Origin of the sequence: Micromonospora sp. AMSO12t (assembly GCF_008806585.1) — a bacterium.
Lineage (GTDB): Bacteria > Actinomycetota > Actinomycetes > Mycobacteriales > Micromonosporaceae > Micromonospora > Micromonospora reichwaldensis.
This window is the reverse complement of record NZ_WAAS01000177.1, coordinates 1-13,635: the sequence shown is the minus strand read 5'-3', so window position 1 is coordinate 13,635 and position 13,635 is coordinate 1. Positions and strand designations below refer to the sequence as shown.

Genomic DNA, 13,635 nt, shown 5'->3' with positions numbered 1-13,635 from the left:
CCGCCGTGCCCGGCTCCGGGCGGTCAGGCTTGATCCCTGCGCCGGGCACGGCGGGCCACACCCCGTCGGTTCCTACTCTCGCGTCCGTCCGTCGGGCTCCTGCCGGAGACCTTGGCAAGAAACCGCCCCTACAGGGGCCGTCTTCTACCAAGATCTCCACCGGCCACCCTGCCGGACGCCGACCCCGAACCGGACATTGCCCCCGAACACGTGATCAGGACGCCATGGACCTTAAAGCGGCCGGATGACGTCCATGGCGTCCTGATCACCTCGCGCTCGCACCTCGCGCTCGCGCTTGTTGGGGTCCCGGCATACGAGGCACAGGTCACCCCGGGATGACCGTCCGGCTCGGGGGCGGACGTCCGGGGTCGGGGGCGATGTCCGTCCTGATCACGTCGGCTGAGCGCGTGGGCGGCGGTGCGTGGACGGTCGCGGGAGCGGGGCGGGCTCGTACGTGACGCTGCGGGACGCTTGCGACGATGACAGGCATGGAGATCTGGAACAACCCGTCGTGCTCGAAGTGCGCCGCCGCCCGTACCGCGCTCGACGAGGCTGGAGTCGGCTACGCGCTGCGCCCGTACCTGGACCGGCCGCCGAGCGCGGCGGAGCTGGCCGAGGTGCTGCGCCGGCTCGACGCGCGCCCCTGGGACGTCTGCCGTACCCAGGAGCCTGCCGCGGTGGCCCTCGGCATGGCCGACTGGCCCAGGGACGAGGCGGCCGAGCCGCGCTGGATCGAGGCGATGGTGGCCGCCCCCGAGCTGATCCAGCGACCCCTGCTGCTGCTCGACGACGGGAGCGCGCTCGTGGGCCGTACCGCCGGGGCGCTGGCGGAGGCGCTGCGCCGCACCGCCGCGACGCCTGGCACCGGCGCGCAGCCGGGCCTCGTGACGCCGGGCAGCGCCGTGACGCCGGGCAGTGCCGCGACGCTGCCGGGCGCCGCGACGCCGGGCAGTGCCGCGACGCTGCCGGGCGGCGTGACGCCGGGCAGCGCCGCGACGCCGGGCAGCGCCGCGACGCCGGGCAGCGGGGCGGAGCCCGGCCCTGGGGCGATCGCGCCAGCGGATCCGCCGCACCTGGTCGGGTAGCGCGTTTCCGGGCGGGTGCGGCGGGAATGCGCCGCTCGCGGGCGAACGACCGGACGCCGCAGAGGAGGGGTCGGATGCCGCACCAGGGCCTGTCCACCGCCGCGAAGCGGCTCACCCCCGTCGCCGGCGCGCCCCTCTGGTGCGACGCGCGGGAGTTCGGGCTGCGCGGCGACGGCGTGACGAACGACCAGCCGGCGCTGTCGGCCCTGGTCGACCGCCTCGGCGAGGGCTACGCCGCCGACGGTCGGGCCCGGGTCATCCACTGCCCGCCGGGGATCTACTCGATCCGGGACGCCGGGACGGTCTGGCGCAGCGGGGTGTCGCTGATCGGCGCGGGCCCGGGGGCGACGCGGTTCCTGCTCAGCAACGAGGGGAACCGGGCGGACCCCACGCCGTTGGCCTTCTGGACCACGGTGCAGCACGGCGCGAGCCGCGACCGGCACATCGCCGACTGCACCTTCGCGGACTTCGAGATCGACGGCTCCGGCGTGGCGATGGTCGAGTACAACTATCTCGCCAAGGGGCTCGGCCTCCAGTACGTGGTGCGTGGCGTCTTCCGCAACCTGTACATCCACCACACCGGCGCCACCGGGCTCGGCTGCGACTTCCTCCAGGACAGCCTGATCGACGGCGTGGTCGTGGTCGGTTGCGGCCGGCTGGACAACGGCGAGGAGATGGGCGGCGCGGGCATCGGCGTCGGCATCGGCGGTTGGGGCGACGTGGAGCGCCTCACGATCGCCAACTGCACCGCCGTCGGCAACGGCACCAACGGGATCTTCCTCGAACTTCAGAAGGACTACTGGACGCCGCCGCGCGGCTATCGCATCATCGGCTGCCACAGCCAGGCGAACCGCTTCGGCATCTCCGACTGGGGCGCCGACGGCCTGATCGTCTCCGCCTGCACGCTGACCGGCAACCTGGAGGCGGGCTTCGACGTCTCCGGCAACGGCACGGCCGGCGTGTCCGGTCGGGGCGGCATCATCAGCGACTGCGTCGTGGACCGCAACGTCCGCGACGGGATCAGCATGGGCAACACGCCCGGCCCGTACACCGTGCGCGGGAACCGGATCAGCGCCAACGGCGAGTACGGCTACCACGAGCACGACCTGGGGCACGGCTACCAGGGCGCGGCGGCGGGCGTGGTCGTCGACGGCAACGAGTTCTGGGACAACGGCCTGGACGCGATCCGGATCGACCGGCCGATGACCGACGCCGTCGTGGTGAACAACCGGATCCGCAACAACGGCCGCCGCTGCGCCCCGGCTGCCACCGGCGCGGGCGAGTCGGTGCGCTACCACCACCGCTCCGTCACCGACCTGTCGGCGCACTGGCCGCACGACGGGCACCGGGGCAAGGTGGTGCGGGCCGGGTCACGCATGGCGGTCGTGGTGTCCAACACCGACACCGACCTCACCCTCGCCGAGGTGCGGGCGGATTCTCCCACCGGCTGGAACGAGGACACGCCGCCGCCCGGGACGGCGTACGAACTGCCGGCGGCCCCGCCGATCCGGGCCGGCATCACCGTCAACGCGCCGTTCGACTCCGCCACGGTGCGCGGCAACCGGATCTGGGACCACCGCGACGAGCAGACCCAGAGCTACGGGCTCTGGATCACCCCGGCGGGCAGCTGCGTGTCCTGCCGGATCGAGGACAACGACCTCGCCGGAAACGCCGTCGGGGCGGTGCGGCTCGACACCCCGCCGGTCGGCGGGCGCTGGGACCGCAACCACCACGAGGTGGACTGACGCCGGAGGCTCAGCGCGCGTCGTCGGCGGGGGCCGTCGCCTCCGCGTGCCGGTCACGCAGCCGGGCCCGGATCTCCTCCGGGGTGTACGCCCGCCGCCGCCGTTCCGCCCGGGCGATGACCACGCCCGACGCCGCGACGCCGGCCAGGCCGGCCAGCCCGAGGACCTTCCACCACCGCATCCGTTGCCGCATCGGCCTAGGGTAGACCCCCATGAGCATCAGCCTGGACGAGGCCGTGGACCTGACCCGTACCGGCGACGTGTGGGTGTTCCGGGGCCGCAGCGTGCCGGACCGGGCCATCCAGTTGACCACCAACAGCCCGGTCAACCACGTCGGCATGGCGGTCGTGCTGGACGACATGCCGCCCCTGATGTGGCACGCCGAGCTGGGCAGGTCGCTGCCGGACATGTGGACGGGCACCCACCAGCGCGGCGTGCAGCTGCACGACCTGCGCGACGCGGTCTGCGTCTGGGCCAACCGGTACGGCCAGCGGGCCTGGCTGCGCCAGCTCGACCCGCCGGCGGACGCGGAGATGGAGAAGGCGGTGCTGCGCACCGTCGCGCGCCTGGACGGCACCCCGTTCCCGTCCACCGCCCAGCTCGCCTGGCGCTGGTTGCGGGGCCGGGTCCCGGCGGTGCGGCTGCCGGCGCTGCCCGGCCGGGCGGGGGGCCGCGAGGCCGCGCCAGCGCCCGACCCGACCGGGGCGACCGCGCCCGACCGCACCGGGGCGACCGCGCCCGACCGCAGCGGGGTGACCGCGCCCAACCCGACCGGGGCGACCGCGCCCGACCGCGCCGGGATCGCCGTGCGCGACCGTGCACTGGAGACGGCCTACTGCGCGGAGGTGGTCGCGGTGACCTACGAGGCGATGGGACTGCTGCCCGCCGGGCGGCGTCCCAACTGGTACGACCCGGGCCGGTTCTGGAGCGGCGACGACCTCGGTCTCGCGGGCGGCGCCCGGCTCGGGGCGGAGATCGAGGTGCGCATCCCGCCGCGCTGAGGTTTGGCCCGCCGTCCGGCCGGCAATTGCTGTCCCTGTGAGAGCCCCCACCGATCTGGACACGCTGACCGACTTCTTCGACCGGTACGGCGTGGCGCTGACCACCGGCGACGTGCCCGCCATCGCCGGTTGTTACGCCCTGCCCGGGATGGTGGTGGCCGACACGTACAGCTTCTCGTTCACCTCGCCGGCGGCGGTGGCACTGTCCTTCGTGGGCGCGGCCCCCGACTACCAGGAGCGCGAGCTGGTCGCGGCGCACGCGACCATCGAGGACGTGCTTCCGATGTCGGCGCTGCTGACCATGGTCGCTGTGGAGTGGGAGTTCCTGGACAGCCGGGGCCGGGCGGTCCCCGGCGAGCGCTACCGCTACCTGCTGCGCTCCACCGACGACGGCCCGCTCATCTGCACGGTGCTGCGGACCGCCTGACCGCCGGCCGGACCCGCGGCACCCTCCGCCGGCGGCGGCCCCGCCCACGCGGCGCCGTACGCGCCGCACGCACACGGTCGCACCATGTCGCCACGGACCGCTACGCTGCCCCGGAGGACCGCGGGAGGAGAAGCATGTCCGGCACGCGCCGAACATCGAGCAAGTCCTACGGCACGACCGCCATCGCGTCCTCGCCGTGGATCGTGGTGTCCGTCGGCGTCGCGGTGATGGTGGTCCTGCTGGCCATCGCGCTCGGCGCCTACCGGGGGCGCGGCCCCGCGTTCGACGCGCAGCCCGCCCCGCCGCTGCCGACCGTCGGCCTGGCCGACCCGGAGCCGTCGGCGGCCAGCCCGACGGTCACGCGCTCGCCGCGGGCGACGGCCACGCAGTCCGGCCGCTCCACCACCCGGCCCGCCCCGATACGGTCCACGCCCGCCCGCAGCAGCGCCCCGCCGTCGCCGACCCCCAGCGGGAGCGAGGAGACGGCGCTGGTCGCGCCGCCACCGTCGGTGTCCCCGCTGACCGGCCGGTACCGGGTGGTCGAGTCGCACGCGGACGGGTTCGTCGGGGAGGTGCTGGTCGGCAACACCTCGTCCGCCGGCCGGGAGTGGACGACGCGGCTGACCTTCCCGGGAGCGCGGCTGGGCAGCGCGTGGATCGAGGGCGCGCCACAGGGGACGGCACAGCGGATCGACGACGGCTTCACCTACCGCAGCGGCGGCGACCTGCCCGGCGGCGCGTCGGTCACGCTGCGCTTCTACGTCCAGGGCACGCAGAGCCGCCCGACGAGCTGCACGGTCGACGGCGTCTCCTGCCGCCTCTGATCGACGCCACGCCGTCGGCCACCCAGGGAGCCGCCATGGCGCTCACCCTCCGCCCGCTCACGCTCGACGACACCGACGCCGTGCACGACTGGGCGCGCCTGCCCGAGTCGTGCCGCTACCAGGCGTGGGGGCCCAACACCCACGAGCAGACGCAGGCGTACGTGCGGGCCGCCGTGGTTGCGTCCCCGGACCGGCTGGTGTTCGGGGTGCTCGTCGACGGCGAGGTCGTGGGCAGCGCCGAGCTGAAGCTGCACGGCCCGAGCACCGGCGAGATCGCGTACGCGGTCCATCCACGGCGGTGGGGGCAGGGCATCGCCACGGCCACGGCGCGGGAACTGTTGCGACTGGGCTTCGACCGGCACGGGCGGCACCGCATCTTCGCCACGTGCGACCCGCGCAACCTCGCCTCGGCGGCGGTGCTGCGCAGGATCGGCATGCGGTACGAGGGCCGGATGCGTGGCACCGCCCTCATCCGCGACGGCTGGCGCGACTCGGACCTGTACGCCGTCCTCGCCGACGACTGATCCCCGGGCACAGGGTCGCCGCGGAGGGTCGTCCTTGCAAGCGGGCTGTCGTGTTACGACTTTGTTTGCAAGGTATTGCAGAACGTTTCGGCAAGAGCTAGCGTGCGGGCCAGCCAGCGACCAGAGGAAGGCGTCGATGAAACCCCCGCCGATACCGCGCAAGGCCCTGCTCGCCCTCGTCTCCCTGCTCACCCTCGCCCTCGTCGGCACCCCGCTGGCCGTGCGCCAGATGGGCGTCGACGCCCCCGACGACACCGGCCCGCTGGTCACCACCGGCGCCGCGCAGTGGCGCACCGAACCCTCGGCGGAGGCGCTGCTCGCCGCCGGCAGCCGCCAGGCCCGCGCCGAACAGTTCTACTTCGTCCTGCCGGACCGGTTCGCCAACGGCGACCGGCGCAACGACGCCGGGGGCCTCACCGGGGGCCGCCTCTCCACCGGCCTCGACCCGAAGGACAAGGGCTTCTACCACGGCGGCGACCTCAAGGGCGTCATGGACCGGCTCGACTACATCGAGGGGCTCGGCACCACGGCCATCTGGCTCGCGCCCATCTTCAAGAACCGCCCGGTGCAGGGCTCCGGAGCCGATGCCTCTGCCGGATACCACGGCTACTGGATCACCGACTTCACCCAGGTCGACCCGCACTTCGGCACCAACGAGGACCTGAAGCGGCTGGTGGGGCTCGCCCACCGGCGGGGGATCAAGGTCTATCTCGACGTCATCGTCAACCACACCGCCGACGTCATCCAGTACGCCGAGGACCGGCGCACCTACGTGGACAAGGCCACCTCCCCGTACACCGACGCGCAGGGGCGTCCTTTCGAGGACCGCAACTACGCCGACGGCAGCCGGGGCTTCCCGAAGGTGGACAGCACGTCGTTCCCGTACACCCCGACGTTCGAGACCCCGGCCGACGCGAAGGTCAAGGTCCCGGCGTGGCTGAACGACCCGACCATGTACCACAACCGGGGCGACTCCACCTTCGCCGGGGAGAACAGCGAGTACGGCGACTTCTTCGGCCTCGACGACCTGTGGACCGAGCGTCCCGAGGTGGTGCGCGGCCTGACCAAGGTCTACTCCGACTGGATCGCCTCCACCGGCGTCGACGGCTTCCGGCTGGACACGGTGAAGCACGCCAACCTCGACTTCTGGCCGCAGTTCAGCCAGGGCGTCGAGCGCGCCGCCGCGCGCGTCGGCAAGAAGGACTTCTTCATGTTCGGCGAGGTCTACAGCGCCGACCCGGAGATCACCTCGACGTACGTGCGGCGCGGTGGCCTGCCGGCCACCCTCGACTTCGCCTTCCAGGAGGCGGCGCGCGGCTACACCGCCGGCGACGGCTCCGCGAAGGCGCTCGCCGACGTGTACGCCCGCGACGACCTCTACCGCGCCCGGGACACCGACGCGCGCCGGCTGACCACCTTCCTCGGCAACCACGACATGGGCCGGATCGGCTCGTTCATCGCCGGCGGCGGCACCGACCCGGCCACCCACCTGCGCCGCGACCGGCTCGCCCACGAGCTGATGTTCCTCACCCGCGGCCAGCCGGTCGTCTACTCCGGCGACGAGCAGGGCTTCACCGGGCCGGGCGGCGACAAGGACGCCCGGCAGGACATGTTCGCCTCGAAGACCCCCGACTACCTCGACGACGACCTGATCGGCACCGACCGCACCCACGCCAGCGACCAGTTCGACCGCGCCCACCCGCTCTACCGGGCCATCGCGGAGCTGGGCGCGTTGCGCCAGGCGCACCCGGCGCTGCGCGACGGCGTGCAGGTCGGCCGGTACGCCGCCGACGGCCCCGGCGTCTTCGCGTTCTCCCGGATCGACCCGAAGCAGCGCACCGAGTACGTCGTCGCGGTGAACAACGCCGCGACCGCGCAGACTGTCACCGTGGACACGTGGTCGGCCGGCGCCACCTTCACCGGCGTGTACGGCGCGTCGGCCGCCCCGGTCGCCGGCGCGGACGGCAGGCTCACGCTGACCGTGCCGCCGCTGTCGGCCGTGGTGCACCGCGCCGGCACGCCGATCGCGTCGCCCGACGCCGCGCCGAAGATCACGATCACCGCCCCGGCGCCCGGCGCGCCCGTCGCCACGAAGGCCGCCGTCACCGCCCAGGTCACCGGCGACCCGCTGGCCACCGTCACCGTCGCCGCCCGGGTCGCCGGCGGCAGGTGGACGCTGCTCGGCAGCGCCGAGACGGCCCCGTACACCGTGCACCACGACCTGACCGGGCTGGCCGGCGGCACGAAGGTCGAGTACAAGGCCGTCGTCCGCGACGGGAGGGGCCGCACCGCGACCGCCCGGTCCACCGCGACCGTGGGCACCCCGGCGCAGTCCGCCTCCCGCGACTGGGCCGTGGTGCACTACCAGCGCCCGGCCGGCGGCTACGACGACTGGGGCCTGTACGCCTGGGGCGACATCGACCCGGCGTACGCGACCGAGTGGCCCAAGGGGCAGCCGTTCGCCGGCGAGGACTCCTACGGCCGGTTCGCCTGGGTGAAGCTCAAGCCGGGCGCGAAGTCGGTCGGCTTCGTGGTGGTCGACAAGTCCGGGAAGAAGGACGTGGAACAGGATCGGACGATCGACGTGACGAAGGCCGGCGAGGTCTGGGTCAAGCAGGGCGACCCGGCGACCTACCCGAGCCGGCAGGCCGCCACCGGCGAACCCGACCCGCCGGTCGAGGACGGCACCGCCCTCATCCACTACCGCCGCGCCGACGGCAACTACGACGGCTGGGGCCTGCACCTGTGGGACGGCGCCGCCAACCCCACGGACTGGGCCACCCCGCTCGCCCCAGCCCGGATCGACGCCTTCGGCGCAGTCTTCCGGGTGCCGCTGGCCGCCAACGCCACCGGGCTGAGCTACATCATCCACCGCGGCGACGAGAAGGACCTGCCGACCGACCAGCGGCTCGACTTCGCCGACGCCGGACGCGAGGTGTGGCTGCTCGCCGGCACGCCCGGCCGGCTGCTGCCGTCCACCGCGTCCGCCGCCGGCCCGGACGTCGACATCACGAAGCAGAAGGCGCACTGGATCGACCGCTCGACCGTCGCCTGGCAGGCCGGGCCCACCGACGGCAGGACGTACGCCCTGGTCGCCGCCCCGGCCGGCGGGGTCACCGTCGCCGACGGCGAGCTGGTCGGGACGTACCGCACGATGCCGTTGACCGCCCAGCGCAACGGGCTCACCGAGGCCCAGCGCGCGGACTTCCCGCACCTGTGGGCGCACGGTGCCTTCACGCTCGACCGGCGGGACCTGGCGAAGGTCCCGGCGGCCCTGCGCGGGCAGCTCCTGGTGACCGAGCGGGACGCGGCGGGCACCCTGCTCGCCGCGACCGGCGTGCAGATCCCCGGCGTGCTCGACGACGTCTACGCCCGGGCCACCGACGCGCGGCTCGGGCCCACGTTCGCCGGCGGGGTGCCGACGCTGGCCGTCTGGGCGCCCACCGCCCGCACGGTCTCGCTCCAGCTCTTCGACTCGCCGACCGCGACGCCGCGGACCGTCGCGATGCGCCGCGACGACCGCACCGGCGTCTGGTCCGTGCGTGGCGCCCGCGACTGGACCGGCCGTTACTACCGGTACCAGGTCCAGGCGTGGCAGCCGGCGACGCAGAAGATGGTCGACGCCGCCGTGACCGACCCGTACTCGCTGGCGCTGGCGCCGGACTCCACGCACAGCCAGATCGTGGACCTCTCCGACCCGTCGCTCGCGCCGGCCGGATGGGCGTCGCTGCGCAAGCCGGCGGCGGTGCCGTCGACCAGGGTGCAGATCTCCGAGCTGTCGGTGCGGGACTTCTCCATCGCCGACGGCACCGTGCCGGCCGAGCAGCGGGGCACGTACCTCGCCTTCACCGACCCGGGCACCGCCGGCATGAAGCACCTGAAGGCGCTCGGCGACGCGGGGGTGACCCACCTGCACCTGCTGCCCGCGTTCGACTTCGCCACTATCCCCGAGCGACGGGCCGACCAGCGGCAGCCGGCCTGCGACCTGGCCGCGCTGCCGCCGGACTCCGAGCAGCAGCAGAAGTGCGTCGCGGCGGTCGCGGACACCGACGGCTACAACTGGGGGTACGACCCGCTGCACTACACCGTGCCGGAGGGCGGCTACGCCGTCGACCCGGCCGGGGCGAAGCGCACCACCGAGTTCCGGCGGATGGTGGCCGGCGTCAACGGCGCCGGGCTGCGCGTGGTGATGGACGTCGTCTACAACCACACCTCGGCGGCGGGCGCCGACCCGAAGTCGGTACTCGACCAGATCGTGCCCGGCTACTACCACCGGCTGCTGGACGACGGCGCCGTCGCCAACTCGACCTGCTGCGCCAACACCGCCCCCGAGCACGCCATGATGGGCAAGCTCGTCGTGGACTCGCTGGTCACCTGGGCCCGGGCGTACAAGGTGGACGGCTTCCGGTTCGACCTGATGGGCCACCACCCGAAGGCGAACATCCTGGCCGTACGCAAGGCGCTCGACGAGCTGACCGTCGGCCGCGACGGCGTGGACGGGAAGAAGATCCTGCTCTACGGCGAGGGCTGGAACTTCGGCGAGGTCGCCGACGACGCCCGGTTCACGCAGGCCACCCAGGCCAACATGGCAGGCACCGGGATCGGCACGTTCAACGACCGGCTGCGCGACGCCGTACGCGGCGGCGGGCCGTTCGACGCCAACCCGCGGGTGCAGGGCTTCGCCTCCGGCCTCTTCACCGACCCGAACGGCGACGACGTCAACGGGTCCACGGCCGAGCAGCGGGCCCGGCTGCTGCGCCAGCACGACCTGATCAAGGTGGGGCTCACCGGCAACCTGCGCGGCTACCGCTTCACCGACTCGTCGGGCCGGCAGGTTACCGGCGCGCAGGTCGACTACAACGGCTCGCCCGCCGGCTACACCGCCGCGCCGGGGGAGGCGGTCACCTACGTCGACGCGCACGACAACGAGATCCTGTACGACGCGCTGGCGTACAAGCTGCCGCGGGACACCTCGGCGGCGGACCGGGCCCGGATGCAGGTGCTGGCGCTGGGCACGGTGGTGATGGGCCAGGGGCCCGGGTTCGTCACCACGGGCACCGAGCGGCTGCGCTCGAAGTCGCTGGACCGCAACTCGTACAACTCGGGGGACTGGTTCAACCAGATCCGCTGGGACTGCGCCCAGGGCAACGGGTTCGGCGCCGGCCTGCCGCCCGAGCAGGACAACCGGGACAAGTGGCCGTACGCCAAGCCGCTGCTGGCCGATCCGGCGCTGGTGCCGGACTGCGCGGCGATCGACCTGGCCGACGCCCGCTACGCCGAGCTGCTGAGGGTCCGGGCCTCCTCGCCGGTCTTCGGGCTGACCACGGCGGAGCAGGTGCAGAAGCGGGTCGCCTTCCCGCTCTCCGGCGCGGGGGAGACCCCCGGCGTGCTCACCATGACGCTGGACGGTCGGGGCCTCGACGGGCGGTGGAAGTCGGTCACGGTGGTCTTCAACGCCACGCCGGAGACGGCGCGGCAGCGGCTGACCGGGCTGCGCGGGGCGGACGTGGCGCTGCACCCGGTGCTGCGGGCCTCGGCGGACGAGTCGCTGCGGACGGCCTCCTTCGACCGGGCCAGCGGCACGTTCACCGTGCCGGCCCGCAGCGTGGCGGTCTTCGTGCAGCAGTAGCCCGCGACGTGGACCGGCCCCCTTCCGCGACGCGGAAGGGGGCCGGTTCCTGTTCGGTGTCCGGAGCGGCCGGAGAGGCCGCCCGTCAGCCGAGGGCGATCAGCCGAAGCAGTTCTCCACGGGGGAAGGGCTGCCCAGGCAGTTCGTCGGCTTGTTGCCCTTGATCGCGGACTTGTCGTCCACGTTCACCTCGCCGCCGAAGTTGAACACCCCGCCCGGCCGGAACCTGGAGACGTTGTCCGCCACCTTCGTGTCGTGCAGGTTGACCCGGCCGAAGACGTTGAAGATGCCGCCGCCGATGCCGATCGGCCCGACGGCCTGGTTCCCGACGATCTCGCTGTCGCGGAACGTGACCTCGCTGGCGAGGTTGAACACGCCGCCGCCGAAGAAGGCGGCGAAGTTCTCCTTGACCTCGGTCTTCTCCGCCGTGACGTGGGCGCCGAAGGCCAGGGCCAGGCCGCCGCCGACACCGACGGTGGTGTTCTTGGCGATCGTCACCTTGTGCAGGTGCAGCTGGCTGTCGTCCGCCGCGGCGATGCCGCCGCCCGCGATCAGCGCGGTGTTGTCGAGGATCCTGGAGTACTTGATGGTGGTGTTGCCCTCGATGTCGAGCAGGCCACCGCCGAAGCCGATCGTGTGGTTGTTGCTGATGTCGGTCTTGTCGATCCAGACGGTTCCGCCGTCGACGTCGTCGCGGAAGATGCCCGGGGCGCCGTTGGCGATGCCGCCGCCGCCGATCCCGGCCTTGTTGTACTTGACGTGGGACTCCTCGACCTTGAGCACCCCGGCGTTCAGGATGCCGCCGCCGAAGAAGAAGGCGGTGTTGTCGGCGACCGTGGTGTGGCGCAGGCTGGTCTTGCCGAAGTTGGCGATGCCGCCGCCGCTGCCGCCGGCCTGGTTCTCGACGATGTGGCTCTTCTCGATGTCGGCGGAGCCGCCCGGCTGCACCAGGATGCCGCCGCCGTCGTTGGCCTCCGGCTCCTCCAGCACGGCGGCGCCGGCCTTGGCCGCCGCGGCCTTCGCCGCAGCAGCCTTCGCCGCCGCGGCACCCTTCGGCTCGGCCTGGAGCAACGGCAGGTACGGCTTGCCGGCCTTGGCCGCCTCGGTGGCCTCGACCGAGTTCGAGTAGCGCGACCACACCGTTTCCGCCGAGACCGGCTCGGCCAGCTTCCGCTCGAGGGTCTGGCCGTTCTTGATGGTCAGGCCCTTGAGGGTGAGGTGGCCGCCGCTGCCGACGTTGAAGATGCGGAACTGCTCGGCGGTGGCGTCCCGCACGATCTTGGTGTCGTGGCCCTTGAGCGTGATGGGCTGCTCGATCACCGGCAGGCCGTTGCCGTAGTAGTCGTGCCGGGTCAAGGTGTACGTGCAGTCCTTGGCCAGCTCGAACACGCCGCCGTGGTTGGCGTTGGCGTGCACGATCGCCTGGATCAGCTTGTCGGAGTCGCAGGGCACCTCCTTTCCGCGATCCTTGTGGTCCCGGTCCTTGTGGTCCCGGTCCCGGCCTTCTCCGCCTTCGCGGCCCTCCTCGCCCTCGCGGCCTTCCTTCTCGCGGTCCGCGTCCTGGTCGCCGTCCATGCTGACCTGGGCGGTGGCCCACTTCAGGCCGTCCGCACCTACCGCGCCGGCGCCGGTGGCCACGCCCACCGCGGCGAGGCTGACCACGCCGGTCAACCCGGCCACACCACTGGCGAGCCAGAGCTTGCGGCGACGCTTGGGCGCCGCCGGCCGCTCGGAGTCGTTGTTCGTTAGGTAGTTGGACATCGGAGCTCTCTGCCCTCTCCTCGTACCAGACAGGGTCGCAGCGCCACAGGCGAGCGTCCCCTGCTACAAATCGGTTGTAGCTCCCGAACTAGACAATATGAGAATCTTCCTCGCCTCGCGGGCATATGCGAAAGAAGCCCGCATTAGGTCCGGGGTGCCCCTGGCCGGTGCGGACGGTCCGTGCCGGCCGATCCGCCGCAGCGACGTCGGTAGGGGAGTCCGCAGGAGAACGGGTGCTCTCGGCGCGGAACGGCCCGTTCGGCGGAAGAACGGCCACGAGGGGCCGGGAGGTGAGAGGGCTCCTCCGGCCGCCGGGGCGGCTTGTGGAGGAGCCCTCTCTCTATGTGGTGTCGCTCTCGGATGTTCAGGCGAAGCAGCGGTCGGGGATGACCGTGCTGCCCTTGCAGTTCGTCGGCCGGTTGTCCTTCACGGCGGACTTCCGGTCGATCAGGACGCCGTCGTTGTTGGTGAAGATGCCACCCGGCGGCGCGGTGGCGACGTTGTGGACCACCTTCGTGCTGATCAGCCTCGTCCGGCCGAAGTCGTTCAGGATGCCGCCGCCCACCCCGTACTCGCCGACCGCCTGGTTGCCCAGCACCTCGCTGTCCCGCAGCGTGACGTCGCCCCCGTCGTTGTACA

At 73.0% G+C, this 13,635-nt stretch carries 9 protein-coding genes and 1 pseudogene; 7 read left to right on the top strand and 3 right to left on the bottom strand.

Annotated elements, in window-relative coordinates; translation table 11 throughout:
• The first annotated feature begins 479 nt into the window (after positions 1-479).
• A complete protein-coding gene (locus F6X68_RS22585; RefSeq protein WP_225852367.1) occupies positions 480-1,085 on the top strand; it encodes an ArsC/Spx/MgsR family protein in 606 nt (201 codons plus the stop codon).
• 74 nt (positions 1,086-1,159) lie between these two features.
• Complete coding sequence (locus tag F6X68_RS22580) at positions 1,160-2,830, top strand: right-handed parallel beta-helix repeat-containing protein (RefSeq protein WP_151456157.1); 1,671 nt, start codon at positions 1,160-1,162, stop codon at positions 2,828-2,830.
• A 10-nt stretch (positions 2,831-2,840) separates the two neighbouring features.
• Here F6X68_RS22580 and F6X68_RS22575 read toward each other — a convergent pair whose 3' ends face one another.
• On the bottom strand, positions 2,841-3,023 hold the full coding sequence (locus tag F6X68_RS22575) for a hypothetical protein (RefSeq protein ID WP_091630004.1): 183 nt from the start codon (positions 3,021-3,023) through the stop codon (positions 2,841-2,843).
• 19 nt (positions 3,024-3,042) lie between these two features.
• Here F6X68_RS22575 and F6X68_RS22570 point away from each other — a divergent pair, with 19 nt between their 5' ends.
• The 5 genes from F6X68_RS22570 to pulA all read left to right on the top strand — a co-directional run bounded on the left by F6X68_RS22570 (position 3,043) and on the right by pulA (position 11,235).
• A complete protein-coding gene (locus F6X68_RS22570; RefSeq protein WP_151456156.1) occupies positions 3,043-3,831 on the top strand; it encodes a hypothetical protein in 789 nt (262 codons plus the stop codon).
• Positions 3,832-3,868: 37 nt separating this feature from the next.
• On the top strand, positions 3,869-4,258 hold the full coding sequence (locus F6X68_RS22565; protein ID WP_151456155.1) for a hypothetical protein: 390 nt from the start codon (positions 3,869-3,871) through the stop codon (positions 4,256-4,258).
• Positions 4,259-4,392: 134 nt separating this feature from the next.
• The gene (locus F6X68_RS22560) at positions 4,393-5,082 is read left to right on the top strand and encodes a cellulose binding domain-containing protein (RefSeq protein ID WP_151456154.1); all 690 of its coding nucleotides are present in this window, start codon (positions 4,393-4,395) and stop codon (positions 5,080-5,082) included.
• A 35-nt stretch (positions 5,083-5,117) separates the two neighbouring features.
• Positions 5,118-5,606: a GNAT family N-acetyltransferase gene (locus F6X68_RS22555; RefSeq protein ID WP_151456153.1), complete on the top strand. Its 489-nt coding sequence runs from the start codon at positions 5,118-5,120 to the stop codon at positions 5,604-5,606.
• A gap of 136 nt (positions 5,607-5,742) precedes the next feature.
• Positions 5,743-11,235 (top strand): pullulanase-type alpha-1,6-glucosidase, encoded by a 5,493-nt coding sequence (gene pulA, locus F6X68_RS22550; RefSeq protein WP_151456152.1) that lies wholly within the window; start codon positions 5,743-5,745, stop codon positions 11,233-11,235.
• A 99-nt stretch (positions 11,236-11,334) separates the two neighbouring features.
• Here the strand turns inward: pulA and F6X68_RS22545 are convergent, their stop codons facing one another.
• Positions 11,335-12,996 carry a hypothetical protein gene (locus tag F6X68_RS22545; RefSeq protein WP_151456151.1) on the bottom strand — a complete coding sequence of 554 codons (1,662 nt, stop codon included), beginning with the start codon at positions 12,994-12,996 and terminating at the stop codon, positions 11,335-11,337.
• Between the two features lie 364 nt (positions 12,997-13,360).
• Positions 13,361-13,635, bottom strand: a pseudogene (locus tag F6X68_RS33625) (right-handed parallel beta-helix repeat-containing protein); the annotation flags it as partial.